This window comes from Streptomyces sp. AF1A (assembly GCF_047340315.1).
GTDB lineage: Bacteria > Actinomycetota > Actinomycetes > Streptomycetales > Streptomycetaceae > Streptomyces.
Genome location: NZ_JBLEBI010000033.1, coordinates 20,801 through 41,776 on the forward strand (window position 1 = coordinate 20,801; position 20,976 = coordinate 41,776).

The window sequence follows — 20,976 nt, forward strand, 5'->3', positions numbered from 1 at the left end:
GCCGAACGGGAGAGTGCAGAGTCGTCCGCGTCCGACGGTTGATCGGTACACGCTCGAAAGGGACGATTCATGGCACTCTCCCGTTCGGCACGTGCAGGGGCCGTTGCCACCGCGGCGGCCTCCTTCCTCCTCATCGCCGCCGCCCCCGCCCCCACCCCGGGCGCTCCCGGGATCGGCGACCCCTACTTCCCGCGGCTGGGCAACGGCGGCTTCGACGCCCTCCACTACGACCTCGACGTCGCCTACGCCCCCGGCACCGGACGCCTGGACGGCCGTACGACCCTCACCGCCCGCGCCACCCGGAACCTCTCCTCCTTCGACCTAGACCTCCAGCGGCTGAAGATCACCCGGGTCGAAGTCGACGGCAGACGAGCCCGGTTCACCCGTGATGGCGACGAGGTCACCGTCACCCCGCGCCACAGCCTGCGGCGGGGACGGCAGTTCCGGGTCACGGTCACCTACGGCGGCGTACCGCAGCCGCTCGGCGGGCCCGTCGTCTTCGGCTCCAAGTACGGCTGGATGAAGACCCCCGACGGCGTCTTCGTCGCCTGCGAGCCCAACGCCGCCTCCACCTGGTTCCCCTCCAGCGACCACCCCTCCGACAAGGCCACCTACGACATCCGTGTCAAGGCGCCCGAGGGCCTGACCGCCGTCTCCAACGGCCGGCTCGTGTCGACGTACGACAGGCGCGGCTCGACGTACACCCACTGGCGGGAGTCGAAGCCGATGGCGACCTACCTCGCCACGGCCACCATCGGGAAGTTCGACGTGCGCACCGGGCGCACCCCCGGCGGCATCCCGATCTACGTCGCCGTCGACCCGGTGCTGAGGAACGGCAACAACGTCGACGTGTACGCCGTCACCGCGGCCGCCACCGACTACTGGTCGAAGCTCTTCGGGCCGTACCCGTTCGAGGAGACCGGCGCGATCGTGGACGACATGCCCGAGGCCGGGTTCTCGCTGGAGGTGCAGAGCAAGCCCGCCTACTCGGCCGTGCGCAACGAGACGACGATCGTGCACGAGCTGGCCCACCAGTGGTTCGGCGACTCGGTGAGCGTGGCGCGGTGGAAGGACGTCTGGCTCAACGAGGGGTTCGCCACCTACGCCCAGTGGCTGTGGGCCGAGCACCAGGGCACCCGCTCCGCCCACGACTCGTTCCTGGCGGCGTACGACGCGCTGCCCGCCACCTCGTCCTTCTGGCGGACCAAGGTCGCCGATCCGCAGCGCGACACCATGTTCGCCTCCGCCGTCTACCAGCGCGGCGCGATGACGCTCCAGATGCTCCGCGAGCGGATCGGCGACCGGGCCTTCTTCCGGCTGCTGCCCGCCTGGACGCGGCTGCACCGGTACGGCAACGCGGACACCGCCGACTTCGTCCGCCTCGCCGAGCGCGTCAGCGGCCGGCAGCTGGGCGGCCTCTTCCGTACCTGGCTGTTCACCTCAGGGAAACCGGACCGGTGAGCCTAGCTTTGTAAGGTGCACACCCGTTCTTGGGTAAGAATGGAAGGGTGCAGCTCCAGCCACTCTTCAGTCCCTCCGTCCAGCACACGCTCGATGTGATCGGCATCTTCGTGTTCGCGATCTCCGGCGCGCTGCTGGCCGTCCGGAAGAACTTCGACGTCTTCGGCATCGCCGTGCTCGCCGAGGTCACCGCGCTGGGCGGGGGGCTGTTCCGCGACCTGGTCATCGGCGCCGTGCCCCCGGCCGCCTTCACCGACCTGGGGTACTTCGTCACCCCGCTGATCGCCGCGCTCGTGGTCTTCTTCCTGCACCCCCACGTGGAGCGGATCCAGGCCGCGGTCCTCGTCTTCGACGCGGCCGGCCTCGGCCTGTTCTGCGTGAGCGGCACGACGAAGGCGTACAGCTACGGACTCAACCTCACCGCGTCGGCGACGCTGGGCCTCGCCACCGCCGTCGGCGGCGGCGTGCTGCGCGACGTGCTCGCCAACGAGGTGCCCTCCCTGCTGCGCTGGGACCGCGACCTGTACGCGGTCCCGGCGATCGTCGGCGCGACCATGGTGGTGCTGTTCATCCGCTACGACCTCGTGACCCCCTTCACCACCGGGCTCGCGGTGGTCACCGCCTTCGCGCTGCGCCTGCTCGCGATGCGGTTCCACTGGCGAGCTCCGCGGGCGTGGAACCGCCGGTCGACGGTGGCCGAGGAGTAGTCCCGCTCGCGTTCCCGGTCAGGGAGCCGCCGGTCTTGGTGAGCGTGCTGTCGTGCCCCTTGGGGCGGCTCTGGCCCATCTCCAGGGTCAGCCAGCGGAACACCGTCGGCACCTGCGGCTTCCACAGCGCCATGGTGTGGCCGCCCGCGCTGCGCGGCAGGAACACGACGTGCACGGTCGTCGGCGCCTTCGCGATGGACTCCAGGGCCACTCCCGCCTCGTAGCCGTCGCCGGACTCGCCGGAGACGTAGAGCGCGATCCGCGGCGGCACGGGCTGCTTCCTCAGGAGCAGGTACGGGTTGTTCTCCGCCCGCACGGTGGGATTCTGGGCGGCGAGGGAGTTGCGCTCGCCGATCGGGTCGTTGTAGCCGGACATGCTCACCGCGGCCCGGTACCGGTCGGGGTGGGCCACGGCCAGCTTGACCGCGCAGTGGGCGCCCGCCGAGTATCCGGCGACGGCCCAGCCCTGCGGCGCCGGCTGGGCGCGGAAGTTGTCCATGACCATCTTCGGCACGTCGATGCTGAGCCAGGTGTCGGCGTTGACCTGTCCGGGGATGTTGGCGCAGCCGGTGTCGACGCCGGCCAGCAGGTTGGTGCGCGGGGAGACCAGGATGAACGGCGCCACCCGGCCGCTCTTCATGAGCGGCAGCAGCTGTTCATGGGTCTTGAGCGATCCGAACCAGGCCTTCGCGGAGCCCGGGTAGCCCGGGAGCAGCTCCACCACCGGGAACTTCTTGTTGCGGTAGGCCGGCTCGTTGTACTGCGGCGGCAGCCAGACGTAGACCTCCGCGTTCACGCCCGACACCCGGCCCTTGAGCTGGGTGACGCGCACCCCGCCGGCCGCGTGCATGCCGGGGCCGTCGGCCGCCGTGAAGGTCTGCCGGACCTTGGGCAGCCGTCGTACCGCTATGCCGCCGGTTCCGTCCTTGCCGAGATCGGCGGCCTGCTGGACGTGGTTTCCGGTACCGAAGAGGTCGGCCCAGTTGTCGTACAGGTTGTTCTGGTTGTTGACCAGCACGAAGACCAGCGTGACGGCCGTACCCTGGGCGAACAGCAGCATCAGCACCCGGGCCGCGGTGCGCAGGGGTCTGGGCCCGCGCATCCGCGACCACAGGACGAGCGGCAGTACGAGGGCGACCACCGCCAGCACGACGGTCGTGTAGAGGAACGGAGTCCCGGTGAGGCTCATGTCCCCATAGAGGGGAAACAGGGGCCTGGGGTTACGGACGTGTCAGGACACTTACCTGGAAATTGCCGGATCCTCACCCGGGCGAGGCATCCGTGGGGCTGCCGCCATCTCCCGGTCCGCTCGAAAAGCTACCGCTTAGTAGTTTCTTGTTGTACCGTTCACCCATGCCAGAAGCAGCTTCCGCATCCGTGATCGGCGACAGCGAGTTCGACCGCGACACCGCGGTCACCCGGCGTGAGCCCGGCGTCTACGACGTCGACCTCTCGGCGGGCTGGACGATCATCAACGCCGTCAACGGCGGCTATCTGCTGGCCGTGCTCGGCCGGGCCCTCGCGGACACCCTTCCGCACCCGGACCCCTTCACCGTCTCCGCGCACTACCTGACCGCGTCCCAGCCCGGACCAGCGGTCGTCCGCACGGAGACGGTCCGCACCGGCCGCACCCTCTCCACCGGCCAGGCCTCGCTCTTCCAGTACGACGACCAGGGCAACGAGGTCGAACGCATCCGCGTCCTCGCCTCCTACGGCGACCTCTCCGCCCTCCCCGACGACGTCCGCACGACCGCGACGCCCCCCGCCATCCCGCCGCTGGACCAGTGCTTCGGCCCCGAGGACGGACCTGCCCCGGTCGAGGGCAGCTCGGCCATCGCCGACCGGCTGATGCTCAAGCTGGACCCGGCCACCCTCGGCTGGGCGCTCGGCGCGCCCTCCGGCAAGGGGGAGATGCGCGCCTGGTTCGGGCTGGCCGACGGCCGCGACGCCGACCCGTTCTCCCTGCTGCTCGCGGTGGACGCGCTGCCGCCCACCGCGTTCGAGATCGGCCTGAAGGGCTGGGTCCCCACGGTCGAACTCACCGTCCACGTCCGCCACCGCCCGGCCCCCGGCCCGCTGCGCGTGTCGATCACCACCCGCAACCTGGCCGGCGGCTTCCTGGAGGAGGACGCCGAGGTCTGGGACAGCGAGGACCGCCTGGTCGCCCAGTCCCGGCAGCTGGCCCGGGTCAGGCTCGGCTGAGCGGGGTGCGGCCCAGCCAGGCCGCCAGCTCTTCGTAGGCGCCGGCTCCCGCGGCGGCCTCGCGCCGGGCTCCGAAGGGGGTCGCCGCGTCGCGCGGGCGGGAGTCCGGCAGCACCTTGCGCGCGGTGGCCAGAGCGAACTCGGCGAGCTCCGGGTCCAGTTCCCGCGGGTGCCCGAGGGCCTCGGCGAGGTCCCAGGTGTGCGTCACGATCTCCATGACGTACCCGGACAGGGCCGCGTGGCCCGGCACCTCGCCCCAGGGCACCCGCACCGGCGTCGTCATCCGCTCGTCGCTCTCCCACGCCTTGAGGACGCGCACGCGCACCTCGTCGTAGGCCGCCGCCCAGCCGTCGTCCTCGACGCCCCCGGCGAACGGCTCCACGGCGAGGCCGTCGCCGCCCTCGCCGACGACCGCGATCCGCAGGCTGCCGCCGACGAGGTGCTCCAGCAGGCGCCGCACGTCGAACTCGCTGCACGGCGTGGGGCGGTCGAGCTGCTCGGGGCGCACGGTCCGGATCAGGGCGGCCGCCTGCTCGGTGGCACGGGTGTAGACGGGACGCGGGTCGATGAACTCGGTGGTGGTCATGGTCTGCCTCTCCGTAGGTCGATACACAGAGGATCACCGGATAACCTGACAGTTTCCGTCAACATTTGCGCGGGGTTCCGCGGCGGCGGGATGCTTGGGGTGTGAAGTCCGACCGGCTGCTGTCGATCCTGCTGCTCCTGCAGACCCGGGGCCGCGTCCCGGCGCACGAACTCGCCGACCGGCTCGAGGTGTCGGTCCGCACCATCTACCGGGACGTCGAGGCGCTGTCGGCCTCCGGCGTCCCCGTGTACGCCGAGCGCGGCCGGCACGGCGGCATCGAACTCCTCGCCGGTTTCCGCACCGACGTCACCGGGCTGACCGCCGACGAGTCCCGCGCCCTGTTCATCCTGGCCGCCCAGGGCGCCCATGCCGCGCTCGGGCTCGACGCGGCCCTGGGCTCGGCCCTGCGCAAGGTGATGGCGGCGCTGCCGGCGCCGCACCGGCCCGCCGCCGAGGTGACCAGCCGGCGCATCCTGGTCGACGCCACCCGCTGGAAGAGCGGCCCGCAGCAGTCCGTCGACCTGGAGGTGCTCCAGGACGCGGTCTTCTCCGACCGGCGGCTGCGGCTGCGCTACCGGCACAGCGGCCGGCGGGAGCCGTGCACGTACACCGTGGACCCGTACGGCCTGGTCGCCAAGGCCGGGGTCTGGTACCTGGTCGCCGACCGGCGCGCCCGGCCGCAGCTGTTCCGGGCCGACCGGGTGCGCTCGGCCCGGCTGCTGGACGATCCCGTGCGACGCCGGCCTGGCGTCGAACTCGCGGACGCCTGGGAGGTGTTGCGCCGCCAGGTGGAGGAGCGGGACGGCGGCATCGACGTCACGGTCCGGGTCCGGCGGGAGCGGCTGGACATGTTCCGCCGGATGTTCGCCTCCGACCTCACGGCCCTGCCCGACGACGACGGCCAGAGCGACTGGGTCACCGCCGGGCTGACGTATCCGGTGCTGCGCGCGGTCCGCCAACTCCTCGCGTTCTCCGACCAGGTGGAGGTCCTGGACCCGCCTCGGGCCCGCGCGGAACTCCTTGCCGGGGCCCGCTCCGTCGCGGCCCTGTACGAGGGGGCGTCCGCAGGGACGGGCGACGACCAGGGCGAGCCCGAGGGCCCCGAAGGCACGGTGGGTCGATAGCGGCTGCCCAGGACGTCCCCGCCGCTCCCGGAGCCGACTCCCGTGATCCGCGCACGCCTTGCCGCCGCCGCGCGGGGACGCCGAGAAGGGGCGCCCAGGGGCAGGTGGGCCGGGCTGGGCAGGGGCGGCCAGTGGCGCCGGGGGCTGCGGTGATCCGGCCGGCAGCGGTCAGGGGCGGCCGGGACCGGGTGCCCGCGGGGCTGACCCGTTCCGCCCGCTCAGTCCAGCCAGTGCCTGCGGCCGACGCTGATGAGCCGCAACTGACGGGTGGCGAGCTGGGTCACCCGCTCGCGCTCCTCCCGCGAGGCCTCCAGCGTCTCCAGGAAGAGGGAGGCCGTGATGAGCATCTGGTCGACGTAGAGATGCGCGAGCATCAGCAGGTCGTCGTCGCTCCACCCGGCGGCCTGCGGGTCCTTGGCCAGCTCGGCCTTCACCTCCTCGGCGAATCGGGCCAGTTGGTCGCGGATGGCCTCGCGCACCGGCTGCACTCCGCCGTGCCGCTCCCGGGCGATGAAGCGGACGTGCGCGGGGAACGCGTCCACGTGACGGGCGATCAGCTCGATGGCGCGCGCGATGCGTTCCTCGCTGTCGCCCGCCGTGGACACCGTCGTCCGCACCATCGGGTGCAGGCTGCCCAGCGCCTCGTCGACCAGGGCGACTCCGAGGTCGGCCGTCGAGCGGAAGTGCCGGTAGAAGGCGGTCGGGGCGACCCCGACGGCCCGGGTGACCTCGCGCAGGCCCAGGCTGCTCAGGCTCTGCTCCTCCAGTAGCGCGAGCGCCGCGTCGAGGAACGCCTGCCGGGTCTTCTGCTTCTGGGCCTGCCGGATGCCGAGGGTGTGACTCATGTCATCAGTTAACAACTGTTCTCTGGAATTGAAAAGCCGCGGTACCCGCTAGACTGGAACTCAGTGAACAAGTGTTACTACAACTGTTTACCGAAACTTCATACGAGGCCGGACGCAAGGCCTCCCGGAGGGGGATCCGATCCCATGCTGTTCCTCGTCGCCGCACTCATGCTGCTCGGCGTCGTGCTGGGCACCGTGGCTCACGCACCGCTGACCGTCACCGGTGCCATGGCCGCCGTCATCGCCGTCTGGCTCGGCGTCTTCGCCGTCCGCGAGCGCCACGGCCGCCGTCGCCGCGCCGCGACCGACCGTCCGTCCGTCACGACTTCCAGGAGCTGAGCGCCATGCAACTCACCGCACCGGCCACGAGCGGCCCCGACCCCCGTCCCCGCACCCGCGACGCCGACGGCATGGCCGTCGCGTCCTTCATCCTCGGCCTCCTCGGTCTGCTGGTCCTGAACCTGTTCCTCGGGCCCATCGCCATCGCCCTGGCGGCCGTCTCCCTCTGGCGCGGCACCGCCCGCCGAGGCCGTGCCTGCCTGGGCCTCGCCCTGGGCATCGCCGACCTCGCGGTCCTGGTCGCCGCCATGGAGATGTCCCACACGGTGTCCTGGAGCCTGTGAGCGGGGGGCGGCTGCACGTCCCCCGGACGCCCCCGCACGGGACCCCGGGAGGGCGGCGCCCGACTCCCGCCGCGGCCAACCCGGGCCGAGCAAAGGCGCCCCTCGGCCAACCGCACGCGTCCGCGCCCGAAGCAACCGCAGAGGCCCCGTAGAATCGGCCTCACCATGGCTTACCTCGACCACGCCGCGACAACCCCGATGCTCCCGGAGGCGGCAGAGGCATTCACCGCCCAGCTGAGCATCACGGGGAACGCCTCCTCCCTCCACGCGTCCGGCCGGCAGGCTCGCCGTACGGTCGAGGAATCCCGCGAGACCCTCGCGGAAGCACTCGGCGCCCGCCCCAGCGAGGTCGTCTTCACCTCGGGCGGCACCGAGGCCGACAACCTCGCCGTGAAGGGCCTGTACTGGGCCCGCCGCGCCGCCGACCCGGCCCGCACCCGCGTCCTGGCCAGCCCCGTCGAGCACCACGCCGTCCTCGACGCCGTGCACTGGCTCGGCGAACACGAGGGCGCCACGGTCGAGTACCTCCCCGTCGACTCCTACGGCCGCGTCCACCCCGAAACCCTGCACGAAGCCCTCGCACGCAATCCCGAGGACGTCGCCCTGGCCACCGTGATGTGGGCGAACAACGAGATCGGCACGCTCATGCCGGTCCGCGAACTCGCCGACGTCGCCGCCGAGTTCGGCATCCCGCTGCACGCCGACGCGGTCCAGGCCTTCGGACAGGTCCCGGTCGACTTCGCCGGCTCCGGTCTCGCCGCGATGACGGTCTCGGCCCACAAGATCGGCGGCCCGTACGGCATCGGCGCGCTGCTGCTCGGGCGCGAGTACACCCCCGTGCCCGTCCTGCACGGCGGCGGCCAGGAGCGGCACGTGCGCTCCGGCACCCTGGACGTCCCGGCCGTCGCCTCCTTCGCCGTCGCCGGCCGGCTCGCCACCGAGCGGCGCGAATGGTTCGCCCGCGAGATCGGCGCCCTGCGGGACCAGTTGGTCGACGCCGTCCGCGGCGCCGTGCCGGACGCGATCCTCGGCGGCGACCCGGCGCCCGAGGGCCGGTTGCCGGCCAACGCGCACTTCACCTTCCCCGGCTGCGAGGGCGACTCGCTGCTGCTCCTGCTGGACGCCCAGGGCATCGAGTGCTCCACCGGCTCCGCGTGCACCGCGGGGGTCGCCCAGCCCAGCCACGTCCTGCTCGCCACCGGCGCCGACCCGGACCTGGCCCGCGGCACCCTGCGCTTCTCCCTCGGCCACACCTCCACCGCGGCGGACGTCGAGGCGGTCGCCAAGGCCATCGGCCCGGCCGTGGAGCGGGCGCGCGCGGCGGGACTCACCTGAGGCGCGAGCGGAGGCACGCACAAAGCGACCTACGAGGCGGGTTCCCTTCGCCGGCATTGTCCGGATCAGGTGCTGGGGGTCGCTTTCCGGTCTTGCGACCTTCCGGCCTCTCAGCCCGAGCGTCGATGTCGGCACCAGCGGAGATCGTGTACCTCTCTTGGGAGATTCATGTCCCTCACGCTGAAGTCGGCTACTCCGCTTGAACTCCCTCACTCGTCCCGTAGGCCTGTCAATACAATAAAACGGTCGATACCGGACGAAAAGGGGTCATACCTTGATTTTTTTCAGGTATCGCTCCCAGTCCCAGTAGGGCCCCGGATCCGTGTGGTCCGTGCCCGGGACCTCGATGTGCCCGATGATGTGCTCCCGGTCGACGGGTATGCCGTACCGCCCGCATATCGCCGCCGCCAGCCGCGCCGAGGCCGTGTACATCGCCTCCGTGAAGGAGTCGGCCCGGGTCACGAACCCCTCGTGCTCGATGCCGACGCTGCGCTCGTTGTAGTCCCGGTTCCCGGCGTGGAACGCCACGTCCAGCTCCCGCACCAGCTGGGTGACCCGGCCGTCCTGGCGCACGATGTAGTGGGCGGCGGCGCCGTACGCCGGGTCCCGGAAGACCTTCACCGCCGAGTCGTACCCGCCCTGGGTGACGTGGACGACGATCCGGTCGACGGGATAGTCGTCGGGCCGGTTCGCCCGGCGGTAGTTCGCCGGTGAGGCCGCCACCCAGCGCGCGCCGCGGAAGTCCACCGCGCCCGCCACCCGCGGTCTCTCCACGCCCGGCAGCCGCCACCACAGCCGGGACAGCTCCTGACGCGCCAGCACGGCCGAGCCGACGGCGGCCGCGGCCCCGCCGGCCAGCAGCGCGCGCCGTCCCAGCCCCCGGTCCGTGTCGCTCATGATCCCCCCGCCCGATTCCCGCCCGTCCGCCCCTCGTGACCGTCAACGGACGGCCGGCCGTCCCGGTTCCCGACGCCCCGTACCCTGGAGGGGTTATGACTGAGACCCCGCAGCGCCCCCTCCGCGTCCTCGCCGCCATGTCGGGCGGCGTCGACTCCGCCGTCGCCGCCGCGCGCGCCGCGGAGGCCGGCCACGACGTCACCGGCGTCCACCTCGCGCTCTCCGCGAACCCGCAGTCCTTCCGCACCGGGGCGCGGGGCTGTTGCACCATCGAGGACTCGCGCGACGCCCGCCGGGCCGCCGACGTCATCGGCATCCCGTTCTACGTCTGGGACCTCGCCGACCGCTTCCGCGAGGACGTGGTCGAGGACTTCATCGCCGAGTACGAGGCCGGCCGCACGCCGAACCCGTGCCTGCGCTGCAACGAGAAGATCAAGTTCGCCGCGCTGCTCGACAAGGCGCTGGCCCTCGGCTTCGACGCCGTCTGCACCGGCCACTACGCCACGGTGGTCCTGCGCGAGGACGGCTCCCGCGAGCTGCACCGCGCCTCGGACATGGCCAAGGACCAGTCGTACGTGCTCGGCGTGCTGGACGACAAGCAGCTCGCGCACGCCATGTTCCCGCTCGGCGACACGGTCACCACCAAGGACGAGATCCGCGCCGAGGCCGAGCGGCGGGGCCTCGCGGTGGCCAGGAAGCCCGACTCGCACGACATCTGCTTCATCGCCGACGGCGACACCCAGGGCTTCCTGGCGCGGCGGCTGGGCAAGGCGGAGGGCGACATCGTCGACGAGACCGGCGCCAGGCTGGGCACGCACGAGGGCGCGTACGGCTTCACCATCGGCCAGCGCAAGGGCCTGCGCATCGGCACCCCGGCCCCCGACGGCAAGCCGCGCTACGTCCTGGACATCTCCCCGGTGAACAACACCGTCACCGTCGGCCCCGCCGAAGCCCTGGACGTCTGCGCGCTCACCGCGATCCGGCCCCGCTGGTGCGGCGCCGCGCCCACCGGCCCCGGCAGCTACACCGCCCAGCTGCGCGCCCACGGCGGCGAGACCGGGGTCACCGCGGAACTCGTCGACGGCGAGCTGCGCGTGACCTTCGCCGAGCCGGTCCGCGGGGTCGCCCCCGGCCAGGCGATCGTGCTGTACGACGGCACGCGCGTGGTGGGCTCGGCGACGATCGCGTCGACCACGCGCGCGAGGGCGGCCGTGTAACCGTCGCTCAGCCCGCGAAGAACCCGGCCAGCACCGGGGCGAGCACCTCCGGTTCCACCATGTGGGTCTGCCCTTCCAGGATCCGGTACGTCCCCTGCGGCACCGTGTCCGCGATCTCACGGGACGCCGTGCGCATCCACGAGGGGCTCGCGCCGCCCGCGACCGCCAGCACGGGCACCGAGATCGCGGCCAGCCGCTCCCGGGGCACCAGACCTTCGCCCATCACCGCGTCGTCGTACGCGAGGCTCGGCGCGACCGCCTCCATGCCGGCCCACATCGGCGACTGGCGGGCGCCCTGGATGACCTCCTCGCCGAGGCCGGTCAGGCGCAGGAACAGCTCCACCGCGTCCCCGCGCCGCCCCTCCGACAGGGCCCTGTTCAACTGCTCCTTGTACACCGCCTCGCGCTCGGCGCCGCCGGCCAGGTGGTCCGCGTAGGGCACCTCGTACACCGCCGCCCGGCCGACCGGCAGCCCGCTCGCCGCCGCCTCCAGCACCAGCGCGCCGCCCGAGGACACGCCGAAGAGCGCCGCGTCGCCACCCACGGCGCCGATCAGCGCGGCCAGGTCCTCCACCTCGCGCTCGACCGCGTAGGGCTTCGTGTCCCCGCTCGCGCCGCGACCGCGCCGGTCGTAGACGACGGCCGTGCAGCGGTCCGCGAGCCGCTCGGCCAGGGGCGCCAGGGTGCCCCCGGTGGACATCGCGCCGCTCACCAGGATCACCGTGGGCCCCCGGCCGGTCACTCCGTAGGCGAGGGAGGTGCCGTCGCGGGAAGTCGTCTTCTTGTCCATGGCCGTGCAGACTGCCGCACGACACGGAGCTCATCGGTCACGACACGGCGAAGCCGGGGGCGCTCATGACACTTCCACCTCGTAGAAGCAGAGGTGGTCCTTGATCCCGGCCACGGCCGCCTTGGGGTCCGGATACGCCCACACCAGGTCCTGCGCGTCCGGCAGCGACCAGTAGGACGCCGTCCCCTTGAAGGGGCAGACGGTGTGGGTCTCGGAGGGCGTCAGAAGGTCGAGGCGCACGTCCTCGGCCGGGATGTAGTACCGCACCGGGCTGCCCGTCTCCCGCAGCACGAGGGGGCGGTCGGTCTCCGCGAGCACCTGGCCACCGTGCACGACGCGCACGTGCTGCTCGCCCTTTTCGATCGTGATGGTGTGTCCTTGGGTCATACCTGGACAGCACCGACGGGGGCGCGCTTCTTCCCGGCCGGAGCGGGGGACGTACGGTGGGCGCCATGAACATCTGCGTCTTCCTGTCCGCCGCCGACCTCGACGACCGTTACACCCGCCCCGCGCGCGAATTCGCGGAACTGCTCGGCAAGGCCGGCCACACCCTGGTCTGGGGCGGCTCCAACGTCGGACTGATGAAGGTGGTCGCCGACGGCGTGCAGGAGGCGGGCGGCAGGCTGCTGGGCGTGTCCGTGGAGTTCCTGGCGAACAAGGCGCGGCCCGGTGCCGACGAGATGGTCATCGCCGCCGACCTCGCCGAGCGCAAGCGGCTGCTGCTGGAGAAGGCCGACGCCGTGGTGATCATGGTCGGCGGCACCGGCACGCTGGACGAGGCCACCGAGATCCTGGAGCTGAAGAAGCACGGCCGCACCGACAAGCCCGTGGTGCTGCTGAACACCGCCGGGTTCTACGACGGGCTGCAGGAGCAGTTCCGCCGCATGGAGGACGAGGGCTTCCTGCCGCGCCCGCTGTCCGAGCTGGTGTTCTTCGCCGAGGAGCCGGTCCGGGCGCTGGCCCACCTGGAGGAGCAGCTCGGCGTCCACTGATGCGACCATGGCGGTCATGGCTACTCATGTGATCACCGGGGCCGGTTCCGGCATCGGCGCGGCCGTCGCCCGCCGTCTGCACGCGCGCGGGGACGACCTCGTGCTGCACGCGCGCGACGCGGCCCGGGCGAAGGAACTGGCCGCCGAGTTCCCGGGCGCCCGCACCCTGGTCGGCGACCTCGCGGACCCGGACAGGCTCTCCTGGGCCTTCTCCCACCAGACGCTCCCCGACCGGGTGGACTCCCTGCTGCACATCGCAGGAGTCGTCGACCTGGGGGAGGTCGGCGACCTCACGCCGAAGTCCTGGCGCCACCAGCTCGACGTCAACCTGATCGCCCCCGCCGAGCTGACCCGGCACTTCCTGCCCCAGCTCCGCGCGGCCCGCGGCCACGTGCTGTTCGTCAACTCCGGCGCCGGACTCAGCGCGGGCGCCGGCTGGTCCGCGTACGCCGCCTCCAAGCACGGCCTGAAGGCCCTCGCCGACTCCCTGCGCCAGGAGGAGCACGGCAACGGCGTCCGCGTCACCTCGGTCTACCCCGGCCGCACCGCCAGCCCGATGCAGGCCAAGGTCCACCAGCAGGAGGGCAAGGACTACGACCCCGCCCGGTGGATCGACCCCGAGTCGGTCGCCACGACGATCCTGATGTCCCTGGATCTGCCCAAGGACGCGGAGGTCAACGACCTGACGGTGCGGCCGGGGCGCTGACCTCCGGCGGGTGCCGCGGATCCGGTGCGGCTGAGGCGTCGGCCTCCGGCGGTGGCGGCGCGGATCCGGTGCGGCTGAGGCGTCGGCCTCCGGCGGGTGGTGGCGCTCGGCCTGCCGGCCGGCGTTGCCCATCGAGTCGTCCGGAAGTTCGCCCCGTACGCCGGCCCGCTGCCGGTGGCGGTGCGAGTCCGGCGCGGCTGGGGCGGCGGCCTTGGCGGTGGCGGCGCGAATCCGGTGCGGCCGGGGGGTCTGCCTCCGGTGGCGCCGCCCGCCGGGGTCCGGTCTCGGCGCGGGGCTTGGACCCGGCGCGGCCCCGTGCCCTCACCGCCCACGGCATACCCTGCCGGAGTGAGTGAGAACAACCAGTTCAGGTTCCCGTCGGCCACCGGTGTCGGATCCATGCCCGGCGGCGACGCCCGGGAGGCGGCCAGGACGGCGACCGGCAGCTTCGAGGACTTCCCCTTCCTGCCCGAACTGCCGGGGCGCGGGCCCGGTGCCGACATGATCGGCCGCACCGCCGGGATGCTCGTGGAGCTGTACGCGCGCGTGGAGCCCAGCGGATGGCGGATCGGGGACCGGCCGGGCCGGGACACCAAGCGCGCGCGGTCCTGGCTGGGCGAGGACCTGGACGCGCTGGAGGAGTTCACGCAGGGCTACGAGGGCGATCTGAAAGTGCAGGCGGTCGGGCCCTGGACGCTCGCCGCCGCGCTGGAGCTGAGGAACGGCGAGGCCGCCCTGTCCGACCCCGGCGCCTGCCGTGACCTCGCCGCCTCGCTGGGGGAGGGGCTGCGGCTGCACCTGGCCGAGGTCCGGCGGCGCGTCCCCGGCGCCCGGGTGGTGCTCCAGCTCGACGAGCCCTCCCTCACCGCCGTCCTGCGCGGACAGGTCCGCACCGCCAGCGGCTACCGCACGCACCGGGCCGTGGACCGGCAGGTCGTGGAGGCCACCCTGCGGGACGTCGTCGCGGCGCACGCCGGCGGGCCGGTGGTCGTGCACTCCTGCGCGCCCGACGTGCCGTTCGCCCTGCTGCGGCGGGCCGGCGCGGCCGCCGTCTCCTTCGACTTCGCCCTCCTCACCGAGCGTGACGACGACGCGATCGGCGAGGCCGTGGAGGCCGGCACCCGGCTGTTCACCGGTGTGGTGGCGGGCGCGGACGGCCCATTGTCAGACCCTGCCGGTAGCGTCATGGGTGTCAGGACGCTGTGGCGCAGGCTGGGCCTGCATCCGGGGCTGCTGGAGGAGGCGGTCACGGTGACCCCGGCGTGCGGTCTGGCGGGTGCTTCCCCTGCCTACGCACGCCAGGCGCTCGCCCACTGCGTCCGGGCGGCGAGATCCCTCGCGGACAACCCAGAGTAACGGGAGGACAACACGGTGGCCGGCGACAAGCAAGCGGAGACGACGGCGGTGCCCGCCGAGGCCCGCGAGAAGCACGCGCAGCTGGCGGAGCAGGTCGAGGAGCACCGCTTCCGGTACTACGTGAAGGACGCTCCCGTCATCAGCGACGCGGAGTTCGACGAGCTCCTGAAGTCCGTGGAGGCCCTGGAGGAGCAGTACCCGGAGCTGCGCACCCCGGACTCGCCGACCCAGAAGGTCGCGGGGTCGTACAAGACGGAGTTCGCCGCGGTCGAGCACCGCGAGCGCATGCTCTCGCTCGACAACACGTTCAACGACGACGAGCTGGCCGCCTGGGCCGACCGCATCGCGCGCGAACTGGGCGACCAGACGTACCACTTCCTGTGCGAACTGAAGGTCGACGGCCTCGCGGTCAACCTGACCTATGAGCACGGCCGCCTCACCCGCGCGGCGACCCGCGGCGACGGCCGCGTCGGCGAGGACATCACGCCCAACGTGCGGACGATCGCGGAGATCCCGGACCGCCTCAAGGGCGACAAGGTGCCCGACCTCGTGGAGATCCGCGGCGAGGTGTACTTCCCGATGGACAAGTTCCTCGAACTCAACGAGCGCCTGGTCGCGGCCGGCGAGAAGCCGTTCGCCAACCCCCGCAACGCGGCGGCCGGTTCGCTGCGCCAGAAGGACCCGCGCGTCACCGCCACCCGCCCGCTGCACATGGTGGTCCACGGCATCGGCGCCCTGGAGGGCTTCACCGTCCCGGACCGCCTCTCCCAGGCCTACGACCTGCTGAAGACCTGGGGCCTGCCGACCTCCCCGCACAACCGGGTGGTCGACGACCTCGACGGCGTGCGGGAGTTCATCGCGTACTACGACGAGCACCGCCACTCCGTGGAGCACGAGATCGACGGCGTGGTCGTCAAGCTCGACGAGATCCGGCTCCAGGGCCGGCTCGGCTCCACCGCGCGGGCGCCCCGCTGGGCCATCGCGTACAAGTACGCCCCGGAAGAGGTCAACACCAAGCTCGTCGACATCAAGGTCAGCGTAGGCCGCACCGGCCGCGTCACGCCGTACGCGCAGGTCGAGCCGGTCACGGTCGCGGGCAGCGAGGTGGAGTTCGCCACCCTGCACAACCAGGAGGTCGTCAAGGCCAAGGGCGTGCTCATCGGCGACACGGTCGTCCTGCGCAAGGCCGGTGACGTCATCCCGGAGATCCTCGGCCCGGTCGTCGACCTGCGGGACGGCAGCGAGCGGGAGTTCGTGATGCCGAGCGAGTGCCCCGAGTGTGGCACGCCGCTGCGGCCCATGAAAGAGGGCGACATCGACCTGCGCTGCCCCAACGCCCGCTCGTGCCCCGCCCAGTTGCGCGAGCGCCTCGCGTATCTCGCGGGCCGCGAGTGCCTGGACATCGAGCACTTCGGCGAGGTGGCCGCCGCGGCCCTCACCCGTCCGCTGGAGCCGGCGGACCCGCCGCTGGTGGACGAGGGCGACCTGTTCGACCTGACGGTGGAGAAGCTGCTGCCCATCAAGGCCTATGTGCTGGACCCGGACAGCGGCCTGCCCAAGCGGGACCCCAAGACCGGGGAGGAGAAGGTCGTCACGGTCTTCGCCAACCAGAAGGGCGAGCCGAAGAAGAACACCCTCGCGCTGCTGGAGAACATCGAGGCGGCCAAACAGCGTCCGCTGTGGCGGTTCCTCAACGGCCTGTCGATCCGGCACGTGGGCCCGGTGGCGGCGCAGGCCCTCGCCCGCGAGTTCCGTTCCATCGACCGCATCGAACAGGCCAGCGAGGCGGAGCTGGCGGCCACGGACGGCGTCGGCCCCATCATCGCGGCCGCGGTCAAGGAGTGGTTCGCGGAGGACTGGCACCGCGAGATCATCCGTAAGTGGAAGGCCGCCGGAGTCCCGCTGGAGGACCAGGCCTCCGGTGAGGACGAGGGGCCGCGCCCGCTGGAGGGACTCACCGTCGTCGTCACGGGCACCCTGGAGAACTTCACCAGGGACGGCGCCAAGGAGGCGCTGCAGAGCCGCGGCGCGAAGGTGACCGGTTCGGTATCGAAGAAGACCTCGTTCGTGGTTGTGGGTGACAATCCCGGATCGAAGTACGACAAGGCCGTGCAGCTGAAGGTTCCGGTCCTGAACGAGGACGGTTTCGGCGTTCTCTTGGAGCAGGGGCCCGAGGCGGCGGCCGAAGTCGCGCTTCCGACCGGGGAGTAGCGGTTGAAGGCCACCCGTTCGGTGCATATCAGATGCATACGGGTGGCTCGGGCGCATTCGGGCAACCGTCGACGACCGGTGCCCGTGAAAGCCTTCCGCGGCCTACTGTTGAGGTGTGCGCCTGCCGTGCCCAGCTGCGGTCGGGGCATTTCCGTGCGCTCCGAGGGCGCTGGGAAGGTTTCTTCAACGCGGTGCCGCTGATGGGTGTCGGACAGCGGGCCGCGTGGCGTGGGCACCGCCGGCTGTGAGAGGGACGGGAATGGAACCGACCGAGAGCGCCGCCCCGTACTCACGGCTGCGCCTGCGCGGCCGTGCGGCCGCGTGGCGGGGGAACAGGTGGCCGGGACGGCGCGCCGGCCGAACGCGTGTGCAGACGCGTACGGCTGGAGCCGGCGCCGCCGAAGGGCGCACCCGCATACCGCCGGCCCTCGAGCCCGCCCCCGGCGCGGCCGGCGCCGACGCTCGACGGCGCCTGTCCTGGCCCACGCTGCCCGCGGTCGTCGTGGCCGCCGCCGGCTTCGTCCTCGGCGCCGGTTTCTACCGCGCCTTCACCGGCCACCACGCCCTCTTCCCGTGCGGCACGGTCGGCTGGGCGCTGGCCCTGCTCACCGGGATCATCGTCGGCCACCTCGTCATGCTGGGCCGCGCCCGCTGGTGGGGCGGCACCGGCTCCGGCGCCGCCCTCACCCTCGCCGTCCTGCTGCTCTACGGCTGGGTGGCCGCGGCCATGGTCAGCCTCACCGTCGTCGTCCTGGTCGGCATAGCCCGGCGGCACCACTGGCGGCAGGGCGTACGGCACGGCGCGGTGGACATGCTCGGGATCGCGGCCGGCGCCCTCGTGCTCGGGGCGTTCGGGCGGGTGCCGAGCGTCGAGCACCCCTGGCGGCCGCACAGTTGGGGCATCACCGCCGTACCCGTGGTCGTCCTCGTCGCGGTCGCCTATCTCGCCGTCAGCCGCGGCCTGCTGTGGTACCTGCACGCCCCGCGCGACGGCGCACTGCCCACCGTCTCCCGTACCGCCCTGGTCCGGCAGGGCCTGGTCGCCGTCGCACTGCTCGGCATCGCGCCCCTGCTGTGCGTGGTCGCCGAGGCCCAGCCGGTCCTGCTCCCGCTGTTCGCCATCCCCCTCATCGCCCTCGACTCCACGCTGTGGATGGCCCGCGCCCGCGCCGAGGAGCAGCTGCGCGACCCGCTGACCGGGCTGCCCAACCGGCAGTGGCTGCTGGACCGGATCTGGACCGCCCTCGACGACGCCGAGCGCATCGACGCCCGCTCCGCCCTCATGCTGATCGACCTCGACCGGTTCCGGTCGGTGAACGACACGCTCGGTCATCTGGCCGGTGACCGGCTGCTGCTCCAGATCGCCGACCGGCTGCGGCTCGCCCTGCCGCGCGGTGCCGAGGCCGCCCGGCTCGGCGGCGACGAGTTCGCCGTTTTACTGCCCGTCGCCGACTCCACCACGTCGGCCACCCGCGTCGCGCGCGGCCTCGTCGCCGCCCTCAGCTCCCCGCTCGACCTCGACGGGCTCACCCTGGTGCTGGAGGCCAGCGCGGGTGTCGCCGTCTTCCCCGACCACGCCCTGGACGCCGAGGGCCTGCTGCGGCGGGCCGACGTGGCGATGTACCAGGCGAAGCGGGACCGCACCGGCGTGGAGGTGTACGAGTCCAAGCGGGACTCCAACACCCCCGACCGCCTCGGCCTCCTCGGTGATCTGCGCCGGGCACTGGACGCGCACGAGGTGCAGCTGCACTACCAGCCCAAGGTCCGCTTCGACGGCCAGGTCGCCGGGCTGGAGGCGCTGGTGCGCTGGGTGCACCCCGAGCGCGGGAAGGTGCCGCCGGACGAGTTCATAGCGATAGCCGAGTCGTCCGGTCTCATGCCCCACCTCACCGAGTACGTGCTGGAGACCGCCCTCGGGCAGGTGGCCCGCTGGCGGGCGCAGGGTGTGAGGGTGCCGGTCGCCGTCAACGTCTCCCCGCGGGACGTGCACACGCCCGGCTTCGCCGGGTCGGTCGCCGCGCGGCTCGCCCGGCACGGGGTCCCCGCCGGGGCGCTCCAGCTGGAGATCACGGAACACGTGCTGCTGGAGGACCCGCAGCGGGCCGCCGACACCCTCGCGGGCCTGGCCGGGCACGGTGTGAAGATGTCGCTCGACGACTTCGGCACGGGCTACTCCTCGCTCGTCCATCTGCGGCGGCTGCCGGTGAGCGAGCTGAAGATCGACCGCTCCTTCGTGGCCCGGCTGGCGGTCGACGCGGAGGATGCGGAGATCGTGCGCTGCACCGTCGACCTCGCGCACTCGCTGGGCCTGCTCGTCGTCGCCGAGGGCGTCGAGGACGACGAGACCTGGGAGCGTCTGCGGGACCTCGGCTGCGACGCCGTACAGGGCTGGCTCGTCGCCGCGGCGATGCCTCCCGAGGAGACGACCGCCTGGCTGCTGGCCCGCGGATCGCGGGGATGGCAGCGGCCGCGGGCGGCGCTGCCGGCCGCCGAGTGAGAAGGCGGCAACGCCGGTCCGGCGGCCCGCGCCCAGCCCCGGCGGAGGCTCGTCGGTTCGTGCGCGCCGCGAAGTGACCTTGGCCGGCCGGGGCCCAGCCCCGGCGGAGGCTCGTCGGGGACGGCACGCTCGGCCTCGTGGGCCTGGCGCTGCCGGCCTTCGCCGGAGCGCGCGCCGAGGCCTGGTTCATGCTCGCCGTGGCCCTCGTGCCGCTCGGTGACACGCTGATCGTCCTGCGGCACGGCGGCACGAAAGCCGTCGCGTTCGGGATCCACTTCGCCACCGCGGTCGTTGTACTGATCAGCGCCGCACTGCTGTTCCTGGTCTGACCACAGTTCGTCCCGCCACGTCAACCGCATCGACCGGGGGTCCGATGTCACTGTTCGTACCGTCATTCGAAGAGTCCGTGATCGTCCGCGAGGCCGAGGCCGAGGCCGTCGGCAGCGCGCCCACCACCGTCCGCCTGCTGGCCGACAGCAGCTCCACCGGCGGCGCGCTGTCCACTCAGCGCGTCACTCTCCAGGGCGGCGCCGACGGTGCCAGGCCGCACTGGCACGACAACTCGGCCGAGATGTTCTTCCTGCTCGACGGCGCCGCCGACATCCTCTCCGGCGAGGACGTCGTCACCGCGGGCCCCGGCGACCTGGTCGTCGTCCCGCCCGGCAGGCCGCACGCCTTCGCGGCCGTACCCGGGGCCGACGCCGACCTGCTCATCGTGCTCACGCCGGGCGTCGAGCGGTTCGAGTACTTCCGCCATCTGCAGCGCATCCGCCTCGGCGAGGTACCGCCGGAGAGCCTGCTGGAGGTCCAGGAGCTGTACGACAACCATTTCCTGAGCAGCCCGGCCTGGGACGCCCGCCGACGGTGACGGGGGAAACCGTTTCACGGGCACGGTGCCCCGCCCCATAGGATTGGGGCTAGTCGTCCCATTCCCGTCTGTCGCGCGACACCTGGCACGTACGCTCGCCGCGTTGCCGAAGTGCCCACGTGGCTCCGCCACGAGGGCCCTCCGGCGCCCTGCGATCGCACGCACGGACGCCGCGCGACCCGCCCTTCGGGCGGACGGCGGGAGCGGGACGACTGGCCCCGGCCCAAACCACACACACTCACCCCAGAGGATCGCTGCATGCCTGGCATCACGCGCGAGGAGGTCGCCCACCTCGCCCGGCTGGCGCGTCTGGAGCTGAAGCCCGAAGAACTCGACCACTTCGCGGGACAGCTGGACGACATCATCGGCGCGGTCGCCCGCGTCAGCGAGGTCGCCGACCAAGACGTACCGCCGACCTCGCACCCGCTCCCGCTGACGAACGTCATGCGTCCGGACGAGGTCCGTCCCTCGCTCACCCCCGAGCAGGCGCTCTCCGGCGCCCCGGCCCAGGAGCAGCAGCGTTTCAAGGTGCCGCAGATCCTGGGGGAGGAGTGAACGC

At 72.5% G+C, this 20,976-nt stretch carries 21 protein-coding genes and 1 pseudogene; 16 read left to right on the forward strand and 6 right to left on the reverse strand.

The features are described 5' to 3' along the window. Window positions 1-69 precede the first annotated feature (69 nt). Together ACLU3S_RS13115 and ACLU3S_RS13120 are read left to right on the forward strand one after the other, a co-directional pair. Window positions 70-1,461: a M1 family metallopeptidase gene (locus ACLU3S_RS13115; protein ID WP_413951966.1), complete on the forward strand. Its 1,392-nt coding sequence runs from the start codon at window positions 70-72 to the stop codon at window positions 1,459-1,461. Between the two features lie 47 nt (window positions 1,462-1,508). Continuing rightward, on the forward strand, window positions 1,509-2,168 hold the full coding sequence (locus tag ACLU3S_RS13120; protein WP_413951967.1) for a trimeric intracellular cation channel family protein: 660 nt from the start codon (window positions 1,509-1,511) through the stop codon (window positions 2,166-2,168). Here the strand turns inward: ACLU3S_RS13120 and ACLU3S_RS13125 are convergent. Beyond that, a complete protein-coding gene (locus ACLU3S_RS13125) occupies window positions 2,077-3,357 on the reverse strand; it encodes an alpha/beta hydrolase (RefSeq protein ID WP_413951968.1) in 1,281 nt (426 codons plus the stop codon). The two genes, ACLU3S_RS13120 and ACLU3S_RS13125, sit on opposite strands and share 92 nt — an antisense overlap. A gap of 164 nt (window positions 3,358-3,521) precedes the next feature. Between ACLU3S_RS13125 and ACLU3S_RS13130 the strand changes: the two genes are divergently transcribed. Beyond that, on the forward strand, window positions 3,522-4,370 hold the full coding sequence (locus ACLU3S_RS13130) for a thioesterase family protein (RefSeq protein WP_413951969.1): 849 nt from the start codon (window positions 3,522-3,524) through the stop codon (window positions 4,368-4,370). Here ACLU3S_RS13130 and ACLU3S_RS13135 read toward each other — a convergent pair. Then, entirely contained in the window at window positions 4,357-4,956 is a 600-nt protein-coding gene (locus ACLU3S_RS13135) for a TIGR03086 family metal-binding protein (RefSeq protein WP_413951970.1), read from the reverse strand. The two genes, ACLU3S_RS13130 and ACLU3S_RS13135, sit on opposite strands and share 14 nt — an antisense overlap. A gap of 101 nt (window positions 4,957-5,057) precedes the next feature. On the opposite strand from ACLU3S_RS13135, the gene ACLU3S_RS13140 reads away from it, so the two are divergent. Continuing rightward, window positions 5,058-6,080 carry a helix-turn-helix transcriptional regulator gene (locus ACLU3S_RS13140; RefSeq protein ID WP_413951971.1) on the forward strand — a complete coding sequence of 341 codons (1,023 nt, stop codon included), beginning with the start codon at window positions 5,058-5,060 and terminating at the stop codon, window positions 6,078-6,080. A gap of 218 nt (window positions 6,081-6,298) precedes the next feature. Here ACLU3S_RS13140 and ACLU3S_RS13145 read toward each other — a convergent pair whose 3' ends face one another. Beyond that, window positions 6,299-6,925, reverse strand: coding sequence for a TetR family transcriptional regulator (locus tag ACLU3S_RS13145; RefSeq protein ID WP_413951972.1), 627 nt, complete (start codon window positions 6,923-6,925; stop codon window positions 6,299-6,301). A gap of 144 nt (window positions 6,926-7,069) precedes the next feature. Here ACLU3S_RS13145 and ACLU3S_RS13150 point away from each other — a divergent pair, with 144 nt between their 5' ends. The 3 genes from ACLU3S_RS13150 (at window position 7,070) to ACLU3S_RS13160 (ending at window position 8,883) form a co-directional block, all read left to right on the forward strand. After that, window positions 7,070-7,264 carry a hypothetical protein gene (locus ACLU3S_RS13150; protein WP_413951973.1) on the forward strand — a complete coding sequence of 65 codons (195 nt, stop codon included), beginning with the start codon at window positions 7,070-7,072 and terminating at the stop codon, window positions 7,262-7,264. A 5-nt stretch (window positions 7,265-7,269) separates the two neighbouring features. Continuing rightward, window positions 7,270-7,548, forward strand: coding sequence for a DUF4190 domain-containing protein (locus tag ACLU3S_RS13155; protein WP_413951974.1), 279 nt, complete (start codon window positions 7,270-7,272; stop codon window positions 7,546-7,548). 165 nt (window positions 7,549-7,713) lie between these two features. Further along, window positions 7,714-8,883, forward strand: coding sequence for a cysteine desulfurase family protein (locus ACLU3S_RS13160; protein WP_413951975.1), 1,170 nt, complete (start codon window positions 7,714-7,716; stop codon window positions 8,881-8,883). A gap of 267 nt (window positions 8,884-9,150) precedes the next feature. Here ACLU3S_RS13160 and ACLU3S_RS13165 read toward each other — a convergent pair whose 3' ends face one another. After that, entirely contained in the window at window positions 9,151-9,780 is a 630-nt protein-coding gene (locus ACLU3S_RS13165; protein WP_413951976.1) for an N-acetylmuramoyl-L-alanine amidase, read from the reverse strand. A gap of 95 nt (window positions 9,781-9,875) precedes the next feature. Between ACLU3S_RS13165 and mnmA the strand changes: the two genes are divergently transcribed. After that, entirely contained in the window at window positions 9,876-10,997 is a 1,122-nt protein-coding gene (gene mnmA / locus ACLU3S_RS13170; protein ID WP_413951977.1) for a tRNA 2-thiouridine(34) synthase MnmA, read from the forward strand. A gap of 7 nt (window positions 10,998-11,004) precedes the next feature. On the opposite strand, the gene ACLU3S_RS13175 is transcribed toward mnmA, so the two are convergent. Next, the gene (locus ACLU3S_RS13175; protein WP_413951978.1) at window positions 11,005-11,787 is read right to left on the reverse strand and encodes an alpha/beta fold hydrolase; all 783 of its coding nucleotides are present in this window, start codon (window positions 11,785-11,787) and stop codon (window positions 11,005-11,007) included. A 63-nt stretch (window positions 11,788-11,850) separates the two neighbouring features. Beyond that, a complete protein-coding gene (locus tag ACLU3S_RS13180; protein WP_413951979.1) occupies window positions 11,851-12,174 on the reverse strand; it encodes a DUF427 domain-containing protein in 324 nt (107 codons plus the stop codon). Window positions 12,175-12,239: 65 nt separating this feature from the next. On the opposite strand from ACLU3S_RS13180, the gene ACLU3S_RS13185 reads away from it, so the two are divergent. From ACLU3S_RS13185 to gatC, 8 genes and pseudogenes are all read left to right on the forward strand, one after another. Further along, the gene (locus ACLU3S_RS13185) at window positions 12,240-12,779 is read left to right on the forward strand and encodes a TIGR00730 family Rossman fold protein (RefSeq protein ID WP_413951980.1); all 540 of its coding nucleotides are present in this window, start codon (window positions 12,240-12,242) and stop codon (window positions 12,777-12,779) included. Window positions 12,780-12,795: 16 nt separating this feature from the next. Continuing rightward, window positions 12,796-13,485: an SDR family oxidoreductase gene (locus ACLU3S_RS13190; RefSeq protein WP_413951981.1), complete on the forward strand. Its 690-nt coding sequence runs from the start codon at window positions 12,796-12,798 to the stop codon at window positions 13,483-13,485. 348 nt (window positions 13,486-13,833) lie between these two features. Further along, on the forward strand, window positions 13,834-14,841 hold the full coding sequence (locus ACLU3S_RS13195; RefSeq protein ID WP_413951982.1) for a methionine synthase: 1,008 nt from the start codon (window positions 13,834-13,836) through the stop codon (window positions 14,839-14,841). Window positions 14,842-14,856: 15 nt separating this feature from the next. Then, a complete protein-coding gene (gene ligA, locus ACLU3S_RS13200; RefSeq protein WP_413951983.1) occupies window positions 14,857-17,052 on the forward strand; it encodes an NAD-dependent DNA ligase LigA in 2,196 nt (731 codons plus the stop codon). A 259-nt stretch (window positions 17,053-17,311) separates the two neighbouring features. Next, window positions 17,312-19,549, forward strand: a complete 2,238-nt coding sequence (locus tag ACLU3S_RS13205; RefSeq protein ID WP_413951984.1) for a putative bifunctional diguanylate cyclase/phosphodiesterase — start codon at window positions 17,312-17,314, stop codon at window positions 19,547-19,549. Window positions 19,550-19,668: 119 nt separating this feature from the next. Further along, a pseudogene (locus ACLU3S_RS13210) lies at window positions 19,669-19,878 on the forward strand (DUF4267 domain-containing protein); the annotation flags it as partial. Window positions 19,879-19,922: 44 nt separating this feature from the next. Then, a complete protein-coding gene (locus tag ACLU3S_RS13215) occupies window positions 19,923-20,417 on the forward strand; it encodes a cupin domain-containing protein (RefSeq protein ID WP_413951985.1) in 495 nt (164 codons plus the stop codon). Between the two features lie 258 nt (window positions 20,418-20,675). Next, a complete protein-coding gene (gene gatC / locus ACLU3S_RS13220; RefSeq protein ID WP_004925108.1) occupies window positions 20,676-20,972 on the forward strand; it encodes an Asp-tRNA(Asn)/Glu-tRNA(Gln) amidotransferase subunit GatC in 297 nt (98 codons plus the stop codon). Window positions 20,973-20,976: the final 4 nt, after the last annotated feature.